General features: G+C 33.6%; 23 protein-coding genes. 1 reads left to right on the top strand and 22 read right to left on the bottom strand.

Annotation, left to right across the window (positions count from 1 at the left end; genetic code table 11):
• Positions 1–45: 45 nt before the first annotated feature.
• From ACZ446_RS01860 to ACZ446_RS01805, 12 genes are all read right to left on the bottom strand, one after another.
• A complete protein-coding gene (locus tag ACZ446_RS01860; RefSeq protein ID WP_464393479.1) occupies positions 46–357 on the bottom strand; it encodes a LiaF transmembrane domain-containing protein in 312 nt (103 codons plus the stop codon).
• On the bottom strand, positions 347–877 hold the full coding sequence (locus tag ACZ446_RS01855) for a PspC domain-containing protein (protein ID WP_464393478.1): 531 nt from the start codon (positions 875–877) through the stop codon (positions 347–349). Before ACZ446_RS01855 ends, ACZ446_RS01860 begins: the two co-directional genes overlap by 11 nt.
• Before the next feature lie 176 nt (positions 878–1,053).
• Positions 1,054–2,781, bottom strand: coding sequence for an ABC transporter ATP-binding protein (locus tag ACZ446_RS01850; protein WP_464393477.1), 1,728 nt, complete (start codon positions 2,779–2,781; stop codon positions 1,054–1,056).
• Between the two features lie 161 nt (positions 2,782–2,942).
• Positions 2,943–3,602, bottom strand: coding sequence for a phosphate signaling complex protein PhoU (phoU, locus tag ACZ446_RS01845; RefSeq protein WP_464393476.1), 660 nt, complete (start codon positions 3,600–3,602; stop codon positions 2,943–2,945).
• Positions 3,603–3,710: 108 nt separating this feature from the next.
• Positions 3,711–4,469 (bottom strand): phosphate ABC transporter ATP-binding protein PstB, encoded by a 759-nt coding sequence (pstB, locus tag ACZ446_RS01840; RefSeq protein WP_464393475.1) that lies wholly within the window; start codon positions 4,467–4,469, stop codon positions 3,711–3,713.
• An 18-nt stretch (positions 4,470–4,487) separates the two neighbouring features.
• Entirely contained in the window at positions 4,488–5,354 is an 867-nt protein-coding gene (gene pstA / locus ACZ446_RS01835; protein ID WP_464393474.1) for a phosphate ABC transporter permease PstA, read from the bottom strand.
• Positions 5,354–6,241, bottom strand: a complete 888-nt coding sequence (gene pstC / locus ACZ446_RS01830; RefSeq protein ID WP_464393473.1) for a phosphate ABC transporter permease subunit PstC — start codon at positions 6,239–6,241, stop codon at positions 5,354–5,356. Before pstC ends, pstA begins: the two co-directional genes overlap by 1 nt.
• Before the next feature lie 139 nt (positions 6,242–6,380).
• Positions 6,381–7,202 carry a phosphate ABC transporter substrate-binding protein gene (locus tag ACZ446_RS01825; protein ID WP_464393472.1) on the bottom strand — a complete coding sequence of 274 codons (822 nt, stop codon included), beginning with the start codon at positions 7,200–7,202 and terminating at the stop codon, positions 6,381–6,383.
• A gap of 210 nt (positions 7,203–7,412) precedes the next feature.
• The gene (locus tag ACZ446_RS01820; RefSeq protein WP_464393471.1) at positions 7,413–7,784 is read right to left on the bottom strand and encodes a YlbF/YmcA family competence regulator; all 372 of its coding nucleotides are present in this window, start codon (positions 7,782–7,784) and stop codon (positions 7,413–7,415) included.
• A gap of 164 nt (positions 7,785–7,948) precedes the next feature.
• Positions 7,949–8,179, bottom strand: coding sequence for a thioredoxin family protein (locus ACZ446_RS01815; protein WP_464393470.1), 231 nt, complete (start codon positions 8,177–8,179; stop codon positions 7,949–7,951).
• Positions 8,180–8,263: 84 nt separating this feature from the next.
• Positions 8,264–9,229, bottom strand: coding sequence for a permease (locus ACZ446_RS01810; protein WP_464393469.1), 966 nt, complete (start codon positions 9,227–9,229; stop codon positions 8,264–8,266).
• On the bottom strand, positions 9,229–9,591 hold the full coding sequence (locus tag ACZ446_RS01805) for an ArsR/SmtB family transcription factor (protein WP_464393468.1): 363 nt from the start codon (positions 9,589–9,591) through the stop codon (positions 9,229–9,231). The genes ACZ446_RS01810 and ACZ446_RS01805 overlap by 1 nt, the downstream gene beginning before the upstream one ends.
• A 307-nt stretch (positions 9,592–9,898) precedes the next feature.
• Here ACZ446_RS01805 and ACZ446_RS01800 point away from each other — a divergent pair, with 307 nt between their 5' ends.
• Positions 9,899–10,630 (top strand): gamma-glutamyl-gamma-aminobutyrate hydrolase family protein, encoded by a 732-nt coding sequence (locus ACZ446_RS01800; protein ID WP_464393467.1) that lies wholly within the window; start codon positions 9,899–9,901, stop codon positions 10,628–10,630.
• Between the two features lie 56 nt (positions 10,631–10,686).
• Here ACZ446_RS01800 and pnpS read toward each other — a convergent pair whose 3' ends face one another.
• The 10 genes from pnpS to ACZ446_RS01750 form a co-directional block, all read right to left on the bottom strand.
• A complete protein-coding gene (pnpS, locus tag ACZ446_RS01795) occupies positions 10,687–12,474 on the bottom strand; it encodes a two-component system histidine kinase PnpS (protein ID WP_464393466.1) in 1,788 nt (595 codons plus the stop codon).
• Complete coding sequence (locus tag ACZ446_RS01790) at positions 12,458–13,147, bottom strand: response regulator (protein ID WP_464393465.1); 690 nt, start codon at positions 13,145–13,147, stop codon at positions 12,458–12,460. Before ACZ446_RS01790 ends, pnpS begins: the two co-directional genes overlap by 17 nt.
• A 55-nt stretch (positions 13,148–13,202) precedes the next feature.
• Positions 13,203–13,796, bottom strand: coding sequence for a GrpB family protein (locus ACZ446_RS01785; RefSeq protein WP_464393464.1), 594 nt, complete (start codon positions 13,794–13,796; stop codon positions 13,203–13,205).
• A gap of 602 nt (positions 13,797–14,398) precedes the next feature.
• Positions 14,399–16,042: a Na/Pi cotransporter family protein gene (locus ACZ446_RS01780; protein WP_464393463.1), complete on the bottom strand. Its 1,644-nt coding sequence runs from the start codon at positions 16,040–16,042 to the stop codon at positions 14,399–14,401.
• Between the two features lie 191 nt (positions 16,043–16,233).
• A complete protein-coding gene (locus tag ACZ446_RS01775) occupies positions 16,234–16,491 on the bottom strand; it encodes a Veg family protein (protein WP_464393462.1) in 258 nt (85 codons plus the stop codon).
• A gap of 119 nt (positions 16,492–16,610) precedes the next feature.
• Positions 16,611–18,116 (bottom strand): 4Fe-4S dicluster domain-containing protein, encoded by a 1,506-nt coding sequence (locus ACZ446_RS01770; protein WP_464393461.1) that lies wholly within the window; start codon positions 18,114–18,116, stop codon positions 16,611–16,613.
• Complete coding sequence (locus tag ACZ446_RS01765) at positions 18,113–18,352, bottom strand: NAD(P)H-dependent oxidoreductase subunit E (protein ID WP_464393460.1); 240 nt, start codon at positions 18,350–18,352, stop codon at positions 18,113–18,115. Before ACZ446_RS01765 ends, ACZ446_RS01770 begins: the two co-directional genes overlap by 4 nt.
• Before the next feature lie 31 nt (positions 18,353–18,383).
• Positions 18,384–19,271, bottom strand: a complete 888-nt coding sequence (gene rsmA, locus ACZ446_RS01760; RefSeq protein WP_464393459.1) for a 16S rRNA (adenine(1518)-N(6)/adenine(1519)-N(6))-dimethyltransferase RsmA — start codon at positions 19,269–19,271, stop codon at positions 18,384–18,386.
• Between the two features lie 68 nt (positions 19,272–19,339).
• Positions 19,340–20,236 carry a Gfo/Idh/MocA family protein gene (locus ACZ446_RS01755; RefSeq protein ID WP_464393458.1) on the bottom strand — a complete coding sequence of 299 codons (897 nt, stop codon included), beginning with the start codon at positions 20,234–20,236 and terminating at the stop codon, positions 19,340–19,342.
• A 51-nt stretch (positions 20,237–20,287) separates the two neighbouring features.
• Positions 20,288–21,055, bottom strand: coding sequence for a TatD family hydrolase (locus ACZ446_RS01750; protein ID WP_464393457.1), 768 nt, complete (start codon positions 21,053–21,055; stop codon positions 20,288–20,290).
• Positions 21,056–21,136: the final 81 nt, after the last annotated feature.

Below are 21,136 nucleotides of genomic sequence, written 5' to 3'. Positions count from 1 at the left end.
TTAATTCCACCTTGATAATCAAGGTGGTTTTTTTAATTTATAATATTATTGAAAAGGCAGATTCCTAAAATCAAAAATTCTCATTCTTATTTGAGGCATAAAATAAAATGGCTGGTTATTCAGCAATAAATAAATTAAATATACAGCTGATAAAATAATTACTATTGGCACAATAAACCAAAACTTAGTTTTCTGCAGCAAAATATGAAAACCAAAAATAATTAACAATACCGGCCAGCAGCTGCGCAAAAAGAAAAAAATGTTGAAATTATATTTACCCAGGCTATCTCCTAAAAAAATTAACCCAGCAAAAATTAGAATTAGGGCAAGCAAACTTCGATCTCTGTTATCTGTCATCGTTATCACCCTTAAGTAATAAAAGCCCTGCAGCAATCAAAATTAATGGCCAATATTTTTCCCAGTATAATTCGGGGATCCAGATGTCTACGAGAAAAATTGACCCAACTATAATCATTATAAAAGCAAGTATTTTCTTGCGATTATTACTACCTGAATCTTTTGTTTGATATTGTTGATAGTATTCTTTTTCAGCTTGTTTTTTTGATCTCTGATCACTGTTATTACTTTCGTTGTCTTCATGCTTATGCTGACTATTTTCTTGCTTATCATCTTTATTAATATCGTTATCTTCTTCTATATAATAATCATCAGGCATTCTGTATTCATTTTTGATAGGTTCTTCAGACATAACAAGCCAGGCAATAATGTAAGCAATTAAACCTACTCCCTGAAACAAAAATATTAATAATACAGCCAGTCTGATTAATGAAGAATCAACATCAAAATAATCAGCCAGGCCTCCACAAACACCAGCAATCATTCTATCATTTCTTGAACGATATAATTTTTTACTCATAAAAATCATCCTTTCCGGCAATTCCTAATCTGTATTTGTTATTTTAAAAAACATTTATTCAGAATTTATCTGTCACTGTTTATAGTATCGCAGATTTAGAGACTGATGTCAAAGAAAAAAGCCGGTACAAAGCCCGGCTTTTTAGCAATCTTTATTCATATAATTTTTCTGATTGTTTATCCTACTAGTTCTGTAGAAAACTGCTCATTATATAACTGAGAGTATTCGCCACCATTTTTTATTAATTCCTCATGTTTTCCCCGTTCAACTATGCCTTTTTCTGTTAATACTATAATTTGGTCAGCATTTATTACTGTTGATAGACGATGAGCAATAACCAGAGTTGTTCTGCCTTCGGCCAATTTTTCTAGGGATTCTTGAATGATTTTTTCACTACGATTGTCGAGTGAAGATGTCGCCTCATCTAAAATTAAAATAGGTGGATTCTTTAAAAAAGAACGTGCGATAGATATTCGCTGTTTCTGGCCTCCTGAAAGTTTAACTCCTCTTTCACCAATATCTGTATCATAACCCTCTCTTAAATTTAAGATAAAATTATGTGCATTAGCTTTTTCTGCAGCTTCAATAATCTCTGCCTCAGAAGCATCTGCAGTACCATAGGCTATGTTTTCCCTTACTGTACCATTAAATAAGAAAACATCCTGCTGGACAATACCTATATTACGGCGAAGCGATTCTAAAGTTACAGCTTTAATATCTATATTATCAATTGATACTCGTCCTTTATCAATTTCATAAAAGCGAGGTAATAACTTAGTCAAAGTTGATTTACCGGCACCTGAAGGTCCAACAAAAGCTACTGTTTTTCCAGGTTCAATTTCTATATCAATATTGCTAAGTACTTTTTCATGATTGTCATAACCAAAGGTTACATTTTCATATTTAATTAATCCTTCAACATCCTTTAGCACATGTGCATCAGGACTATCGACTATCTCAGGGTCAACCTCTAAAAGTTCCTTGAAACGGCTAAAACCGGACATTCCACGCTGAAGCTGCTCGTTAAAGTTAACAAGCCTTCTGATTGGATTCATAAACATATCTACATAAAATAAAAAAGCTACCATCTGTCCAACTGAAAGTGAACCATTATAAATGAAATATCCTCCTGCTGCCAGGGTGCTTAATCTAATTAAATTTATAAACAAATTCATGCCCGAGTGAAACTGCGCCATATTTTTCATAGCCCACTCCCTTGAGCGGCGGTAATTATGATTCCCCTCACAAAATTTTTCATTTTCATAGTCTTCATTTGTAAAAGATTTAACCACCCTGATGCCGCTTAAACTATCCTCCACTATTGTATTAACTTCTGCCATTTTCTCTCTAATTACTTTAAAAGCATGGTACATTTTTTCCCCTAACTTTTTGGAAAAAAAGAACATAATCGGAATCAAAGCAAAAGTAACCAAGGCAAGCTGCCAGTGCATATTGATTAAAATAACCAGTGAACCAATCAAAAGCATGGAAGATATAAGTACATCTTCCGGACCGTGATGTGCAAGTTCAGATATATTATTTAAATCATTAATTACTCTGGACATTAAATAACCGACCTTATTATTATCATAAAACTTAAAAGATAATTTCTGCAGATGGGTAAAAAGATCTGAGCGCATGTCTGTCTCCATCCTGATTCCAACTACATGTCCCCAATAGTGAACAATATACTGAAAAACAAACCGCAGTAAATAAATAATCAATAAGATCACTGAAATTCGGACCATCATATTTAAATTTCTGGCCGGAAAGTGTTCATCTATCAGCTGCTGAATAAACATCGGGTAAACCAAATCCAGACCTGACATTAAAACAGCACTAGCAAGAGTAGCTGTGAATAATTTCCAGTGGTTTTTATAATAGCTTAAAAACTTTTTTAACATGATTTATAGTTATCCCCCTTTTATTTACTAACTAGAAATTTTATCACATGCTAAGATTTAATTCAATTAAAATTATTTTCACATAAAAAAAATGCACCCCTCTTAATGGAATGCATCTTTTAGAAGTATTCTTAAATATAGTTTTTTTCAAACTAAGTTTATTATTCTAACTCAGTCCATTCTCCTGTTTTCATGTAAACTGTACGTTCACAGATATTTGTTGAGTGATCTCCAATTCTTTCTAAAAAACGGCTGATAAACATCAAAGAGGTTCCCTGCTCGATTGTAGAAGAATCATTTTCCATTACAGTAAGTAATTCAGCATTAATCTGTTTATCTAGCTGATTAACTTCTTCGTCTCTAGCTGCAACCTGTTTTGCCTTTTCAATATCCATTTCTACAAAAGCTTCCAGGCTCTCTCTCAGCTGTCGAACAACTATATCCTTCATACCTGGCAAATCCTGCATTTCCTTGATCAAAGGTTGATCTCCAATATCTTTAACTCTGTGAGCGATATTGGAGGCATTATCTCCAATCCGCTCTAAATCAGTAACTAATTTAGAAATTACAATGATTTTTCTGAGGTCAATTGCTACCGGCTGCTGCAGTGCAATCAACCGGGTACATTTTTCTTCTATATCAAGTTCGTAATCATCTATTATATCATCATCTTTTATAACCTCAGAAGCTAGTTCACGGTCCTTATTAACTAATGCTTCAATACTTTTACTAATACTTTCTCCAACTAAACTTCCCATTTTTAACATTTCTTTTTCTAAGTCTTTTAATTCTTTGTGAAAACTTTTCCTAGATTCATTCATAATTGTTCCCCCTAAACTAAAGTTATTTTAAAGGTCTAGTTTAAAATGTCTACTTTACAACTTAATTATATCATCAATATATCAATTTACTAGTAATATAAGTTAAATTTAACCAAATCTCCCTGTAATATAATCCTCTGTTCGCTGATCAGAAGGATTTTCGAATATTTTGTCTGTCTTATCGTATTCTACAAGATCACCCATTAAAAAGAAACCAGTGTTATCAGAGACTCTTGCAGCCTGCTGCATACTGTGGGTAACAATTACAATTGTATAATTCTTCTTTAGTTCCTCTATTAAATCTTCAATTTTTGCTGTTGCCACCGGATCTAAAGCAGAAGCAGGCTCATCCATCAATAAAACCTCAGGTTTTACAGCCAGTGCTCTGGCAATACAGAGCCTCTGCTGCTGACCACCAGAAAGTCCAAGAGCTGAGTCATCAAGGCGATCCTTTACCTCATCATATAAGGCAGCTCCTTTAAGACTTTCAATTACTATTTCTTCCAGTTTATCTTTATCCTTGATCCCATGAATCCTGGGGCCATAGGCTACATTATCAAAAACTGATTTTGGAAATGGATTAGGCTGCTGAAATACCATCCCAATTCTTTTCCTTAACTCTACAACATCTATCTTTTGATCATATATATTATTACCATCAAAAAGAACCTCTCCATCAACTCTTGCACCATCAATCAAATCATTCATTCTATTTAAAGTTCTTAAAAAAGTAGACTTCCCACATCCTGAAGGGCCGATTAAAGCAGTAACTTTATTTGATTCAAGAGGTATATTTACATTTTTTAAAGCCTGAAAATCATCATAATAAAAATCTAAATTTTTAACTTCCATTTTCAATTCACTCATATACTTACTCCTTTCAGTTTAATTTGCATTTTTCTTGCTATATCTAATCCTCATAAAAATTGCAATCAAATTAATAAATAAAACAAGAACCAGTAATACTACAGCAGTACCATAAGCAATAGGAACTTGTTTTGCCGGTGATGTACCAGTAGAAACTAGTGCATAAATATTATATGGTAAGGCCATAACCTCTGAAAATACTGATTTAGGCAATCTCATAGAAAAGAATGTAGCTGCTGTAAAAATTATCGGAGCTGTTTCTCCTGCTACTCGACCAACTCCCAGGATACAACCTGTTAAAATACCAGGTAAAGAAGCAGGCAAAACTACGTTTTTAATAGTCTGCCACTTTGTAGCACCTAGAGCTAGAGAAGAACTTCTGTATTCATCAGGAACTGACATTAATGCCTCTTCTGAGGCTCTAATAATTGTTGGCAAAATTACAATCGCTAAAGTAAGTGCTCCTGACAAAATTGAGACTCCAAAATTAAGGTATTTCACAAATATTGATAAACCAAAAAGACCAAAAACAACTGACGGAACACCAGATAAATTACTAACACCAATTCTAATGATTCTTGTTAATTTACCCTTTTTAGCATATTCAGTCATATAAATAGCAGCAAAAACTCCCAGTGGGGTTGCTGCCAGAATAGATCCTGTTACCAGATAAAAAGAACCTAATATAGCAGGTAAAATTCCACCTTCTGTCATCCCATTCATGGGCATAGAAGTTAGGAATTCCCAGCTAATTACTCCCCACCCTCTTTTAAAGATGAAGAATATAATAATGCCGAGAATTGCTATAGATGTAAGCATCATTAATCCTAAAAATCCGAAGACTAATTTTTCTGTCGCTTTTCTTTTAGTTAATTTATTTTCCATTATTCTCCACTCACCTTTTCTTTAAATCTCTGCTGAGCAATATCTGCAAAGATATTAAAAACTAAAGTAATTAAAAATAGGATTATCGCGATTCCAAATAAAGCCTGATAATGTTCACTACCAACTGGAGCTTCTCCCATCTCAGCAGCAATTGTAGCTGTCATCGGCCTAACAGGTTTTAAAATATTACTTGGAAATAGCGAAGCACCTCCAGCTACCATCAAAACAGTCATTGTCTCTCCGATCGCCCTTCCCATTCCTAAAATTACTGCGGTTACAATCCCGGAAGAGGCTGTAGGCAGAATAACTCTAAGCATCGTTTCCAGTCTATTTGCTCCCAGAGCTAGAGAGGCATCTCTAAAGCTTTTGGGAACAGCTGTAATTGCATCTTCTGCCAGACTGACTACTGTTGGTAGAGCCATTATTCCTAACATTATCATTGCGGTTAGTGCAGTTAAACCAGTCGGCAGACCAAAAACATCTCTTAAAAATGGCCCTAAAATTTTCATTCCAAAAAGCCCATATATAACAGAAGGTACACCAGCCAGCATTTCTATTGTTGGTTTAACAATATTTTTATATTTTTTGGGTAAGATATAAGAAATATGAACTGCAGAAGCAACGCCAAAGGGTACTGCAATCACCATCGCCCCTATAGTCACAACAATAGAAGCAGAAAGTAGATTGAAAATACCATACCCAGGTGGATCATAAGTAGGATACCAGTCACTGCTAAAAAGAAATTCAGCAATCCCTACCTCAGCAAAAATTGGCGCTCCCTCTCTAAATAAAACAATTATAATCCCTGTTAAAAAAAGTATTGATGAAAAAGCAAAAACCAGGAGTATATTTTTTATTATTTTCTCTTTAGTTTTCCAATTTAACATAAATTTTCACCTCTCAAATTTAGAAAAAATTTATAAATAAACATTGAGAAAAAGGGAGAGGCCTCTCCCTTTTTCTAGTTGATACTAGCATATATGATGTTTATCTATTTAACTTTGTAATGTTACTTAAAAACAATTATTAGTGAAGAGGTACAAAACCCTGTTCTTCAATCAAGCTCTGACCTTCAGCACTTAAGATGAAATTAATGAATCTCCCGGTTAACCCTTCTGGCCAGCCATCAGTAAACATGAATAGTGGCCGTGCAATTGGAAATTCACCACTGGCTACAGTTGCATTAGATGGGGTAACTCCATTAACCTTTACAGCTTTAACTGCATCAGATAAATATCCAAGACCTACATAACCGATTGCACCTTCTGTATCAGAAACAACACCAGCAATTGCACCATTTGATGCCTGGAGAAGAGCACCCTGAGTAAGTCTTTCTTCACCCAGTGTAATTTCATTAAATACTTCAAATGTACCTGAACTGGAATCTCTCGAAATAACTACAATTTCTTTATCTGCTCCTCCAAAATCAGACCAGTTTGTAGCCTCACCACTATAAATTTTCTTAAGATCATCTAAGCTTAAATCTTCAACTGAGTTATTAGGGTTAACTATTACAGCAATTCCATCCATTGCTACTCTGTGAGGCACTGGATAATTTCCATTTTCTACTGCAGCTTCAACTTCTGTTTGCTTAATAAAGCGGGAAGCATCTGCAATATCGACCGCTCCATCAATTAAGGCAGCAATACCATTACCTGATCCACCACCACGAACAGAAATATTTACATCAGGATTTTTCTCCATATAAACTTCTGCAGCTTTTTGAGCGATGGGAAGAACTGTAGAAGAACCCTGAATTGTAAGTTCCTCCTGAGCCATTACACTAAAAGGCATAACAGCTACTAATAACAGCGCCAACACAACAATAAGAGAATTAATTTTTTTCATTAAATATTTTCCCCCTTAAGGAATTTTTATTTTTTTCTTTAACTTGACTCTGATTAAAATAATAACAGGCTAATGTTACAGCAGTATGTCACTTATGTTAAAACAATGTAAACAAATAAAAAACCGCCCCGAAAGGCGGTTTTATCTGTCCTACTATTTTATTTAAGTAATTATTAACATCAGCACTCAGTTAATCTAATAAAAAAGTTTTTAGTTGTGGTTGTGGTGATGATCATGGTTGTGTTCATGATCATGATGACAGGAATCTTGTGGATTAATTGTCTGGCTGATTTTCTTATTAACTTCTGACATTAATTTACTGAAAGACTGCTGTTTCTGCATAAATGATTTTACCTTCTCATTTTCCCACATTGTTTTCTGCAGAGATGACATTTCTTTTTTTAATTTCTCATCCTGTCTATTCTGATCAATTTTTTTCTGTAAATTTTCTACTTTTCCCACTAATTTTGAAGCCTCTTCATCTGAATCCATTCTTTTTTCAGCTTCAGCCATAGCTTTATATTCTTCTGATTCTAAAATCTCATCGGCAAGTTTTTCAGCTTTCTTTACTACTTTTGACATTAATAAGACCTCCAATTGATTCTGCTAATTTTTTGAAATCTATTTAAATTATTAGTTCATTATAAGTATACTAGAAATGATAATTTAAATCAAAAAAGATACCTAATAATTATTAAATTAGGTATCTTTAAATAATATTTTAAATCTGTTAACTTTAATGTAAATTAAGAGATTAATTCTTTTATTTCATCTACAGTTGCAACTCGACCTTTAATTTTGATTTCTCCATCAATTCCAATAGCAGGTGTACTCATAATACCAGCCATTGCGATTTCTTTCATGTCTTCCACTTTAACTATTTCTGCATCAACACCAATTTCTGATACAGCTTTTTTCGCATTGTCAGCTAAATTGACACAATTTTTACATCCAGGTCCATAAATAGTAATTTCCATAATTAACACTCCTCTGATTTTAATTAATGATTTCATTTATTTTAACAAACACAAAAATATTTTTTTACCTAAAGTTAATTTATATTAAACAAAACTCATGACAAAATTAAACATATAGCCAACACCAATAATTGAAAGTCCAACAACTGTTACAAAAACAGTAATTAGTTTTGGCTTTATCACCTTACGCAAAATAATCATTGCTGGTAAAGATAAGGCAGTTGTTGCCATCATAAAACTTAAAGCAGTTCCCAGAGCAACACCCTTGCCCATCAAGGCCTCCACAATTGGAATTGTACCAACAGCATTAGCATAAAGTGGAATTCCAACAATAACAGCTGCAATAACAGAAAGTGGATTGCTGGCCCCAGCATACTCTGCTAATAGCTCAGCTGGTGCATAACCATGAATTGCAGCACCAATTCCGATACCAATTATCACATACTTCCAAACACGGCTTACAATTTCTTTAACTTCTGCTTTTGCAAAGTTAATCCTGGCACTCCAGTCAAGTTCTTCAACTTCACTTTCTCCAGCACTGATCTGATATACATATTCTTCTACATATTTTTCCATACCTAAAGCTTCAATTACAATTCCACCAATAATGCCTACCAAAATACCACTGGCCAAATAAAGAGTCCCTATCTTCCAGCCAAAAATTGTATAAAGCATCACCAGGGCCACCTCATTCACAATAGGTGAAGTTATTAAAAAAGAAAAGGTAATCCCCAGAGGAATTCCAGACTCAACAAAACCAATAAAAACTGGTACTGAAGAACAGGAACAAAATGGGGTGACTACTCCCAACAGTGAGGCCATAATATGACCGGTAATCTTTCTGTAATTACTTAAAAGCTTTTTTGTTTTTTCTGGTGGAAAATAACTTCTGATAATTGAGATGAAAAAGATCATTATTGAAAGCAGAAAGATGATCTTAGTTGTATCATAAAAGAAAAAGTGTACTGACTCTCCTAATCTAGTTCCTGCTTCAAGCTCAAATAAACTGTAAGCCACTAAATCTGCAAATCTCTCAAATATTATAAACACTAACAGCAGCCCCCTTTAGAACCTGATTTAATTTCTGCAGCTGTGTCTAAGTGGTCGATCTTATCTTTTAGATCAAGCAGCTTCAAGTCAGCTAAAGAATTAGCCTTTAATGAGATTAAACTGGCCAGATAACTATCATAAATACTTCTATTTATAGTATAGTAAATCCATTTCCCGTTCTTTTCTTCTAATAAAAGCTCCAACTCCTTAAAATAACTAAGATGTTGTGAAACACTGGACTGTGATTTGTCCAATAATTGCTCCAACTGACAAACACAATACTGGCCATCTAAAAGCAGTTTTAAGATCTTAAGTCGATTTTCATCTGCTATACATTTTAAAAAGATAAGTAGTTTTTCCATAAGTATATCCTCTTTTCATATTAATATTTACTAATATGATTATATAGTAATACATTTCTCATGTCAAATTAATTAATTATTAATTTCTTTTAAAAACTATTATCATCTTACAAAGCTTGCTATTACAGCAATCAATAAGAAGAATATCCAAAATCAATTTTGGGTGCAGATAAAAAATCAACTAATCACATTAATCTAAACAGATATAACAACAATTATTATTTAATTAGTAAGTTATTTGACAAAACAGCGCTTTTTAATTAATATATAATTAACTTAAAATATATTAATTTAGGGATTGATAACTATGAAAACACCAGTTGTTGGAATTACAGCTTTTTGTGACTGTGAGCATAACAAAAAATATACTAAAATTCGCTGCAGTTATATTAATGCAGTTTACAGAGCCGGCGGAACTCCAATCATTATTCCTCCTTTTGACACTCATAAACAGCTGAAGGAATATATTGCTCTAATTGATGCTCTGGTTTTAAGTGGTGGGGAAGATATAGATCCTGCCAGTTATGGTGAAGATAATGTAATTGAGTTAGAAAATATTAATCCTGATCGAGATAAATGGGAAATCTCTTTATTTAGAGAGGCCTATAAAGCTGAAATCCCAATATTAGGTATCTGTCGAGGTATGCAGTTAATTAATGTTTCTCTAGGAGGGAGTTTATATCAGGATTTAGAACATCAGTTAAACTGTGAGTTCAGTCATCTACCCTTAGATTCAAAACGAAGAGAGAATTTAGAGTATGTAAATCATAAAGTTAATATTTTAAAAAATACTACACTGAATAAAATTTTAGCTGCCGACCATTTAGATGTTAATTCTCATCACCATCAGGCCATTAAAGATCTTTCAAAGAGCTTAACTATTGCTGCTAAATCTGAATGTGGAATAATTGAAGCTGTCGAAAACAAAGCTGAATCATTTTTAATAGGAGTTCAGTGGCATCCGGAAGATTTAATTGATAACAGCAGCTATTTTATGAATTTATTTGCTGAGCTGATAAAAGCAGCACAAAACAAATAATAAAAAGAACTTCTTCTTGAATTAAACTCAAGTAGAAGTTCTTTCTGTTTAGCCTACTATTTTTGTTCAGCAGCTTTTAAGTAAAAATAGAATTCACTGCCTACACCTTCTCTGCTTTTAACCTGAATCTCACTTCCATGCTGTTTAACTATATTTCTCACAATTGAAAGCCCGATTCCTGTTCCACCAAGTTCACGACTGCGTGCTTTATCAACTCTGTAAAATCTTTCAAAAATTCTTTCCTGATCTACTTGAGGAATCCCCATTCCATTATCTTTAACAAAAAAGTAAACTTTATCGGCTTCCTTTTCAACTTTAACCTCTATTTTGCCGCCAACTGGGGTATATTTAATTGCATTATCAATTAAATTGATCAATACCTGTTTTATCTGTTCACAAACCATATAAACTAGTGGTAAGTTTTCAGCAATTTCTACCTGAAAATCTATATCTTTATCTTTAGCCTTTTTAGATAAAAGATTTATAACTTTTTTCAAAACATCTTCAATGTTTTCTGCTTTTAGTTCAAATGACTGAGACTCAATCTTTGATAAGTTCATTAAGTCTTTAATTAAAACCGAAAGGCGATCAGTCTCTTCTTTGATTATCTTTAAAAACCTGGCCCTTGTCTCCGGATCTTCAATATCACTTTCTAAAAGTGTATCTAAATAACCAATCATTGAGGTCAATGGAGTCCTTAACTCATGGGAAACATTTGCCACAAAATCATTGCGTACTGTTTCCAATTTTCTAAGTTCTGTAATATCAGTCAGCACTATTACCCCACCAGCTACATTTTCCTTTTCATCGAGTAGAGGAATAAAAGTCGCCTGAATAATTTTTGGCTCAGGATTTTTGTACTTGATTTCTCTACTAATAGTTTCTTTTTTATCAAAGGCGCGCTCTAAATACATATCTATTCTGTGGCTGAAAAGGGTGCTGATCAGTTCTTTACCCTTTACTTTTTCAGCTTCTATATTAAAAATTTTGCGGGCTGCAGGATTGATTAAAGAAACTTTACCGTCTTTATCTACTGCAATTACTCCATCAACCATACTTTCTAAAATAGCCTCAATCCTGTTTTTTTCCTGAGAAATTTCTGTAATCTTTTCTTCCAGCTCTTCTGCCATAAAATTGAACATTCGGGCCAGTTTTTCAATTTCACTATTATATTTTCTGACAGGGATCCGCTGGCTCAAATCTCCTTCAGATATTTTTTCTGCAGTTTCTGTAACAGTTTCCAGTGGTTTGACAATACTGTAAGTTAAACGCCAGCCAAGGATTATTGTAATTACTGCCAGAAGAGCAAAGAAAAATAAATAATTTTTGATATCTTCAACTAAAACATTCCTGATAAATTCTAGCGGACGGGCAGTTCTTAAGATCCCTATTATATCTCCATCTTCTTTAATTGGAACAGCATAATAGAGCATTTCTTCACCGATTGTCTCACTATAACGGATTTCATTACCAGAATTATTACTCCTAATAGCTTGAACAACCTCAGGTCGATTAAGATGATTATCCATTTCAGATATTTCGTAATGTGAATCTGCCAGTACTCTTCCATCTGCAGCAATAATAGTTATTCTAGTTTCTGAGTCACTGGCCCATTCTGCAGCTTTAGCTTCCAAGCTTTGTCTTGAATCCATTATCTCTTCTGCCTCTATATTGTTCAGCATTAACTGAGAATAATGATCTAAACTAATTCTTTCCTGTTCTAAGTAAAATTCGCGGTGGTTTGTACTATAATAATAAAAACTTAAGCCAATAATTAAAAGCTGGATTAGAATAAATATAATAATTAAACGATTTTTAATGCCTAACTTATTCCACTTTAACAAATTTATATCCCACCCCTCTGACTGTGTCTATATAATCAGCTTTAATTTTTTTGCGAAGTCTTCTGACATGAACATCAACAGTTCTGGTATCTCCGGCATACTCATAACCCCAGATTTTCTCTAAAAGTAAATCTCGACTTAAAACCCTACCCTGATTTATAACCAGGTAGCGGAGCAGCTCAAATTCTTTTGGTGTTAAAACAATCTTTTTATCTCCATAGATTACCTCATGTCTGGGAATGTCCAGTTTCAACTTTCCTGCTTCAACTACTTCGTCTTCTAGTTTTTCGCTGTCTGCCTTAAATTCTTTAATTCGTCTGAAGATAGCTTTAATCCGGGCTACTAGTTCCCTTGGGCTAAATGGTTTTGTCATATAATCATCTGCCCCCATTTCAAGCCCCAAAATTCTTTCTACTTCCTCTCCTTTAGCAGTCAGCATGATTATTGGAATCTTCCGCAGCTCTTCACTGCCCCTCATTCTTCTGCAGACTTCCATCCCATCAATCTCAGGTAACATGAGGTCTAAAACTACCAGATCAATTTGCTCAGAAAGTTTATCCATTGCTGTTCTGCCATCTGAGGCAGTATCAACCTTATAACCTGCGTTTTCTAAGTTAAACTCTATTAGTTCTCTAATATTTTTTTCGTCTTCAACTACAAGTATTTTTTCCATTATAAATCCTCCCGGATTTTTATTTTTAACTTCTTTATTTGTGTAAATTAAGCTTTCAAATTCCGTAAGGCCTATATTTTTCTTTAAACTCTTTTCTGGCCTCAGCTGTCCATTTTTTAATGAATTTTGTTTTAGCTTCAGTATAGGCATCTCGGTTATGTTTATATTTTGCTTCTAAACTCTTTTTTAAATCCCCATACTTTTCTGCTGCTTCAGGGTAAGCAATTAAATAATCTCTAAAATAAAGTTCATCCCAGTCCCCCAGAAATCGCAGGTGAAGGTGAAAAACTTTGTCTGCAAATCCCTCTGGTGTATAGCCTTTATTAAAAACATAATTTAAATTCTGATCATCTTGATTTTGATGCATCAAAATCCAGCCATTATTTTTAAGTTCTGCCACAATCAGTTCAACTTTAGCCTCAGCTGAAATTTCAAGTAAAATATCAACTGTTGGCTTAGCTAGTAATCTAGGTACTGCCGTGCTGCCGATATGATTGATCCGCTCAATATATTCCGAAATCAATATTGATTCCAGATTATTTTTCTCTTCCAAATACCAATTTTTATATTCTGGATTATGTTCTTTTAAAATTATAGGAAAAAGCTGCCACAGCTCTTCCAGTGACATCTCGGAAAGTGATTTTGACATTGGAGCCTCCTTAATAAATACTAGTAAAGCGCTACGTCGGACCGCAGAGAGTTAGAAACAAAATGTGCTCATCATTAAACAAATTATTTGGATTAAGATACTAATCTAAACTACAAATCTTCCCTAAAGATAGTGATTTATCTAAATTAAAACTTTAACTGAAGCAGGTTTGAATACAACTGATTATGAAAAAAGTTTTTCCATGTCTCACTGAGCCTTCTTCTATAAACGCGTGGTCGGCTCAGCACTAGCACAACGGTGCTTCGGCCCGAAGTGAGTTAGAAAACTCCAACGTACCTACGATCAGAACAATTTGCTAAATTAAGATACTAACTCAAATTACAAGTATCTTCCAGAGAAAAGGTTTATCTGATTTTGCACTTCAGACGGAATAGCTTTGATTATAATTTATTTGGAAATAGACTGCCTATTGTTTGACCGAAGGGAGTTAAGGCAGTTCCAAATAAATTATATATGAAAAGCGTCAATGGAGTCTGTGGCTAAATCAGATAATCCCTTTTCTCCATTATAGCAAAAAGAGCCTCCCATAAAAAGGAGGCTCTACCCAAATAAATCTATTTATATGTTAATTTTTTGTAAACTTATACTACTTTCACATCATCTTCATGACTTTTTGGTTGTCTTTCTTCATATATTTCTATTATACTGTAAGCAATATCAGCCATTTGATCACTGATATGCTCCATACTATCGAGTATTTCTAGTAACAAAATCCCGGAGTTAGGATCACAAGCCTCTTTATCCGATCTTTTGATTCTGCTGATATTTTCATCTCTAAATTGAATCTGCATTTCATCCAATCTTTCTTCAACCTCTAAAATCTCAGCCGCAATTTCTAAATCATGAGTTTCAATTAATTCAACTGATTTATCTAAAACGTCACAAATAATATCATATACTTCTTCAATTGTATCCTGAGCATCTTTAGAAAACTCCAACTTATTATCCAAACGATTTTCAATAAAATCAGTAATATCATTTGCATCATCAGCAATACTTTCAATATCATCTACTACTGCAAAATATTTATCAAGAGTTCTAATATCTATGTCATTTAATTGAGCCTGAGGAATTTTTTGAATAAAGTGTAATAACTCTTCTTCAACTTCATTAACTATATCCTCATGTCTTTTAATCTGCTTAATAACATCTCCATCACTTTCTAAAAATCCTTTAACAGAATCACAAACCATATCAGCAGCAATACCATGCATATAAACTATCTCTTTTTTAACCTGGTCAATAGCTACATATGGAGTGCTCAACATTCTTTCATCAATAAAGGTTGTACCGTGTTTTAAAGTTGTATCTTCACCTGGAACAATCTTCTTAACTAAATAAACTAAGAAAGCTGTAAAGGGAAGCCAGAGTGCTGTGTTAATTACATTAAAGAAAGTATGAGTGTTCGCCAGCAGACGTTCTGTAGAAGGTGCTGTCTGACCAAAATAATTACTAATACCTAATAATATAGACTCTAAACCACCTGAAAAATCAGGAATAATATAAAGTAAAGAAATAATAATTCCCGCTCCAATTACATTAAATAAAAAGTGGGCTGCTGCTGCTCTTTTTGCTGTCAGATTTGCACCAATAGCAGATAAAATAGCTGTAACAGTTGTACCTATATTACTACCTAATAAAATCGGAATTGCAGATTCATAGTTAATTGCTCCGGCAGTAACCAGACCAAGTAAAATACCAAAAGATGCACTACTGCTCTGTACTGCAACTGTTACAATTATACCAGTTAAAACACCTAAAATTGGGTACTGAGCAAAACTTTCCATCCAGTTAACAAAAACAACTGAATCTTTAAGTGGTGCCATTGTATCTCCCATTGTTTCCAAACCTAAGAACAAAAGACCAAAACCTAATAAAACCTGCCCAATATATTGGAATTTTTTTCGTTTAGAAAATAAGTATGTAAATGCTCCAATTGCTATTGCATGAAAAGCATAGTCACCCAGCTTAAATGCAATTAACTGAGCAGTTATTGTAGTACCAATATTAGCACCCATAATAACTCCTACAGATTGAAACAGGGTCATTATGCCAGCATTAACAAAACCAACAACCATTACTGTAGTAGCACTACTGCTTTGAATAATTGAGGTAACTAAAGCACCTACACCAACCCCCATAATGGGTTTAGAAGTCATAGCTGCTAAAAAATGACGCAGTTTTTTACCAGCAGTTTTTTGTAGACCCTCACTCATCTGTTTCATCCCGTATATAAAGAGTCCTAAACCACCCAGTAACCCTATAGCCATATCAAATCCCAAACCTATCTCCCCTTTCAAAATTTCAGATTATCTTATTATTATCTTACTAAATTATAGAATAATTGAATTAAAAAATAACAGGAAAAAAGCAGCCAAATCAGGCTGCATATTAAATTTATATACTCTATTTTAAATCAAACACCAATCTTAACCTCATCATCCTTAGATTTAATTATTACATTATCTGTCAGAAGATCTGAATAAGTATAAGATAAACGTCTGATTTGGTTGTGATCGTTTATTCTTACTACAAAAACATTCTCATGTGTTTTTTCTAAGACACCTTCTTTTTCCACAGCTTTTCTTCTACCGCGATTTGCTTTAACACTAACTCTGTGTCCAACATAAGATTTTACTTCTTTTTTTATTTTATCTAGAACATTTTCTTCCATTAAGAATCACCTCATTTTCAAAACAATTCAGATTAAGTATATCATATGATTGTTAATTTGGCAAAGGTCTACTATTAAAATTATTGATTCTAAACTGCACTGCTCTAAATAATATTTGGTTATTTATTTTCTGAATCTAAATTTTTATTTTCAAAAGCAAAATCATAAGGCGATTCTTCTGCAAATTTATTCACATACTTAGCACCTCTATTAGTAGTCAATAAGGTTCCTGGGCCACCTACACAACCACCTTTACAGGCCATACCTTCAACTAAATTACCATCTAAAACTCCTGCTTTAGCCTTAATTAAGGTTTTTTTGCATTCTGACAGCCCATCTGCTTTTGTAATAGGAGGATCCATCTTATATTTTGCTTTTAAATTCTGTCTGATAGCCTCCGCAACTCCACCAGCATTAGCATAAGCTCGACCATAATAAGAAGCATCATTAATTTTTTCTTCTGTATCTACTTTTGTCAGCTCTATATCTGCTGCTACAAAAATTGCTGCTAATTCTTCAAAGGTAATAACATAATCTACTTCATCTTTCACTTTATCGCTTAAAGCTTCCAGCTTCTTTGAAACACAAGGCCCAATAAATACCACTTTGCTGTTCTGATTATCTTCCTTTACTGACTGGGCTGCAAAAATCATAGGTGAACTGGATTCTGATATATTGTCTTTGACCTCCGGCACATGTTTTTCAGCCACATAAGTCCAGGAAGGACAGCAGGATGTTCCAAGATAAGATTGTTTTTCCGGAATATCCTCAGCAAAAAGCTCAGCTTCATGTAAAGAAGCAAAATCTGCTCCAAGACTAACTTCTCGAATTTCTTTCATCCCCAATTTTTTAAGTGCTGCCACAATTTTTTCTGCAGAAACCAAAGGACCAAACTGGCCCACAAACGAAGGTGCAATAATTGCTCGTACATCTTCACCACTTTTAATCGATTTCAGCAGCTGGAAAATCATTGATTTATCTGCAATAGCCCCAAAAGGACAGGCAATAATGCACTGACCACAACTAACACAGTTATCCTGATTAATTTTAGCCCGATCATAGTCATCATTTTCTATAGCATCGACTCCACAGGCTGCTGCACAGGGACGCTCATAATTAACTATTGCTTCATAAGGACAAGCCTCTTTACATTTTCCACAATTAATACACTTTTCTTGGTCAATCACCGCTGCAGTCTCTTCAATAGTAATGGCATCCACCGGACAAACAATACTGCAGGGATGAGCCAAACATTTACGGCAGTTATTAGTAACAAAATGAGCATTAGTTGGACATTTTTCACAGGCAAAACGAATTACATTAACTAGAGGTTCTTTTAAATTATTATCATTCTTAAGAAAATTTCTAATTCCTTCAGAAAGAAGTTTGTGTTCCTGATTTGTTTCATAATCCATTCCCAGACCCATCCGAACTCGAGCAGCAACAATGGCTCTTTCTTTAAAAATACTTGATCTATATGTAGCTTCTTCTGTATCTATAATCCTGTAGGGAATTTTATCAAATTCTTCACATTCTGCATCTTTGAGAGCTAGATTTGCCAGCTCAGCAAAGACCATTCGCCTAATCTTTACAATATCAGTATAGACACCTTTTAGTTTGCTCATCTTATCCTCTCCATTACTTTACTGATCACGATCTGAGTCTGAGCTGAAGTAATCAGTTCCTTATCAACCCTAACCAGGGGAGCATTTTTGATATCATCACACATATCCATACATTCTAATTTTTCTATTTGAATTTGATCTGGATACTCTGTTTGAAGTTCTTCTAAAGTTTCTAAAATATTTAAAGCCCCTACAAGTGAACAGTGGCTGCCGACACATATCTCAACTTTAACCAATTTTATTCCTCCTCCCAAGAATTCCAATAATTTAATTTATCATTTTATAAATTCTATTGCTGATAGATATCATTTCAGAAATCGAGAGTTTTTCCCCTCGTTTTTTGAGCCCGATTCCTTCGTCTTCTAAAGCTTTAGTTACAAGATCGCGATCAAGATTTATAACAGCAGATTTACTAAGACTGTTGCGGAGAGTTTTTCGACGCTGCTGAAATATTGACTTGACAATTTGGAAGAAAAACTTTTTGTTCAATACTTCTTCCTGATAAATATTTTCCGCATAAGGCGATAAACTAACAATTACAGAATCAACATCAGGTTGGGGAATAAAAACTGATGAGGGGACCTGGTGCACAATTTCAGGCTGCATATGATATTGAACTGCCACACTTAAAGAACCAAATTTTTTGGTTTCTGGACCAGCGCAGATTCTTTCTCCTACCTCTTTTTGAACCATAAAAACCATCTGATCCAATTTTATTTCACTTTCTAAAACACCCATAATAATTGGGGTGGTTACATAATAAGGGAGGTTGGCAATCAGCTTCATTTTTCTGTTTTCAGCATTGTATTCTGCTGCTATTTCTTCCCAGTTGATTTTAAGTGCATCCTGATTTAACAGAGTTAATTTCTTTTCCTCAGCAAAAATATCTTTTAATACTTCAACCATAGCAGCATCTTTTTCAACTGCAAGTAATTTACCGCTAGTTAGTTTCTCCAAAACTGCCTGAGTTAAAGAACCAATCCCTGGCCCAATTTCAATAATAAATTCATCACCATCTATAGCTGATGCTGCTGTAATAATGTCAATAATATTTGAATCAATCAAGAAATTTTGTCCAAGACTCTTTTTTAAACTTAAATTGTGTTCTCTCAAAATTTTTTTGGTTGCCGAAGGTGTTGCAATTCTATTTTTCATATTGATTTAAATCATCCTTATTTAATTATTTGTTATAATTTTATCATACTACTTTAATTCAGGCAAAACTACAGTTTTATAATCTTTTTTGCCACACGGTGGGTCAAAAGATCTGCAGCAGTTTCTTCTTTGTTGTTTTTACCAGTCTTAACTCTTTTTAAAAATTCATTAATCATATCTACAAAACCTCGATTATAGCCCATCTTGTTCCAGCCAGCTGCTTGAGAGTATTTTTCTCCTTCAGCTGTATATTCAATTGTCTGAGTAATATTTTTTATTTTACGTTTCTCTTTAAAACCCATAATCTCAAGAGTTTCTTCAGTAATTGCATTATCACGATTCATTATTCCAACAGCAGTATTTTCTTTATTTTTTATTGTCAAAATAACTTGAATTAGCTTATCATCTCTCATAATTTTATTAACAGCGATATTATCCAAATCAACTTTTCCAATTAAATAAGTTAAAGTATCAATTACATGGATAAAATCATCCATAATAAACTCACGTACTTTACCTGGCTGATAGGTACGATTCTTCTCCATAATTATTGTCTTAGGATCTCTAATTTTAAGAAGCGAACGATAAGTTGGTACATAACGCCTGTTAAAACCGGTCATTAGAATTGTTTCATTTTCTGCTGCTATTTTAACCAGTTCTTCAGTTTTTTCTAAATGATATGTCATTGGTTTATCAACAAAAGTAGGTATTTTTAACTCTAATAATTTTTTTACAATTAAATAATGTGCTTCAGTTGCTGTATGAACAAAAGCAGCATCTAGTTTTTCTTTTAATAGCTCATCGACTGAGTTATAGATGTTCTCAACTCGATACTTTTTTCCCAAACGTTTTAGAGTACTTTCTGTTCTAGTACAAAAATAAGGTTCTACTTCTTCCAGCTGGGTAATTAATGGTAAATATGCTTTTTGAGCTATATCTCCAAGACCAATAATACCAATATTCATTTTAGACTCCTCCTGAATTAATACTAGTTAATTTTAATTATAAAATAATGTTTAAAATTTATAGATTCTTTCAGCATTTTCAGTTGTAATTTCACCCATTTTTTCAGCACTAATTCCTTTAACTGCTGCTGCTTTTTTAACAATATATTCTAAAAAAGCTGGTTCATTTCTTTTTCCTCGATGTGGTGTTGGAGTTAAATATGGTGCATCAGTCTCCAGTAAGATTCTATCTAACGGCATCTTTTTAAGAGCATCCCTAATTGGCTGAGCACTATTAAAAGTTATTAAACCTCCAAAAGCTGCATAATAGTCTCGTTTGATTATCTCTTCAATTTCTGCTGCTCCATAAGCATAACAGTGAAAAATTAATTCCCCAGAAAAATCAGCTGTTTCGTCAAGGATTTCTAAAGTTTCTGCTGCTGCTTCCCGGGAATGAATAACAACAGGTAGTTCTAATTCTAAAGCCAAATTTAGCTGCTTTTTAAAAGCTTCCTTTTGAATTTCCCTCGGTGAATTATCATAATAGAAATCCAAACCACATTCTCCTATTGCCTTTACTTTATTAGAAGCTGCTAAAGCTTTAATTTCATTCAGGCTTTGCTTGTTAACTGTATCTGCCTCATGCGGATGAATTCCGACTGCAGCATATATGTCATCATATTCTTCTGCAAGTTTTACAGCTCTACGGCTTCCTGCTAAATCAGCACCAATATTGACAATCTTTTCTACTCCAATTTTTCGCGCTCTATTGAAAACTTCGATTCTATCCTGGTCATAATCATTAAAGTCTAAATGAGCATGTGTATCTATTAAACGCAAAATATTTCCTCCTATTATATTATTATATTTTAATCAAATTATTAAAATTTAGGTTTAAAATAAAACAAAATATAATTATAG

The sequence above is a fragment of the Halanaerobium sehlinense genome, from assembly GCF_055379485.1.
The sequence above is the reverse complement of the archived record's forward strand: the minus strand, read 5'-3'. Positions and strand labels throughout refer to the sequence as shown.

What these genes read in the sequence shown, in the direction of transcription:
- ACZ446_RS01860 (WP_464393479.1), bottom strand. Translation starts at nt 357, where the DNA reads ATGACAGATAACAGAGATCGAAGTTTGCTTGCCCTAATTCTAATTTTT.
- ACZ446_RS01855 (WP_464393478.1), bottom strand. Translation starts at nt 877, where the DNA reads ATGAGTAAAAAATTATATCGTTCAAGAAATGATAGAATGATTGCTGGT.
- ACZ446_RS01850 (WP_464393477.1), bottom strand. Translation starts at nt 2,781, where the DNA reads ATGTTAAAAAAGTTTTTAAGCTATTATAAAAACCACTGGAAATTATTC.
- phoU (WP_464393476.1), bottom strand. Translation starts at nt 3,602, where the DNA reads ATGAATGAATCTAGGAAAAGTTTTCACAAAGAATTAAAAGACTTAGAA.
- pstB (WP_464393475.1), bottom strand. Translation starts at nt 4,469, where the DNA reads ATGAGTGAATTGAAAATGGAAGTTAAAAATTTAGATTTTTATTATGAT.
- pstA (WP_464393474.1), bottom strand. Translation starts at nt 5,354, where the DNA reads ATGGAAAATAAATTAACTAAAAGAAAAGCGACAGAAAAATTAGTCTTC.
- pstC (WP_464393473.1), bottom strand. Translation starts at nt 6,241, where the DNA reads ATGTTAAATTGGAAAACTAAAGAGAAAATAATAAAAAATATACTCCTG.
- ACZ446_RS01825 (WP_464393472.1), bottom strand. Translation starts at nt 7,202, where the DNA reads ATGAAAAAAATTAATTCTCTTATTGTTGTGTTGGCGCTGTTATTAGTA.
- ACZ446_RS01820 (WP_464393471.1), bottom strand. Translation starts at nt 7,784, where the DNA reads ATGTCAAAAGTAGTAAAGAAAGCTGAAAAACTTGCCGATGAGATTTTA.
- ACZ446_RS01815 (WP_464393470.1), bottom strand. Translation starts at nt 8,179, where the DNA reads ATGGAAATTACTATTTATGGACCTGGATGTAAAAATTGTGTCAATTTA.
- ACZ446_RS01805 (WP_464393468.1), bottom strand. Translation starts at nt 9,591, where the DNA reads ATGGAAAAACTACTTATCTTTTTAAAATGTATAGCAGATGAAAATCGA.
- ACZ446_RS01800 (WP_464393467.1), top strand. Translation starts at nt 9,899, where the DNA reads ATGAAAACACCAGTTGTTGGAATTACAGCTTTTTGTGACTGTGAGCAT.
- ACZ446_RS01790 (WP_464393465.1), bottom strand. Translation starts at nt 13,147, where the DNA reads ATGGAAAAAATACTTGTAGTTGAAGACGAAAAAAATATTAGAGAACTA.
- ACZ446_RS01785 (WP_464393464.1), bottom strand. Translation starts at nt 13,796, where the DNA reads ATGTCAAAATCACTTTCCGAGATGTCACTGGAAGAGCTGTGGCAGCTT.
- ACZ446_RS01780 (WP_464393463.1), bottom strand. Translation starts at nt 16,042, where the DNA reads ATGAAACAGATGAGTGAGGGTCTACAAAAAACTGCTGGTAAAAAACTG.
- ACZ446_RS01775 (WP_464393462.1), bottom strand. Translation starts at nt 16,491, where the DNA reads ATGGAAGAAAATGTTCTAGATAAAATAAAAAAAGAAGTAAAATCTTAT.
- ACZ446_RS01770 (WP_464393461.1), bottom strand. Translation starts at nt 18,116, where the DNA reads ATGAGCAAACTAAAAGGTGTCTATACTGATATTGTAAAGATTAGGCGA.
- rsmA (WP_464393459.1), bottom strand. Translation starts at nt 19,271, where the DNA reads ATGAAAAATAGAATTGCAACACCTTCGGCAACCAAAAAAATTTTGAGA.
- ACZ446_RS01755 (WP_464393458.1), bottom strand. Translation starts at nt 20,236, where the DNA reads ATGAATATTGGTATTATTGGTCTTGGAGATATAGCTCAAAAAGCATAT.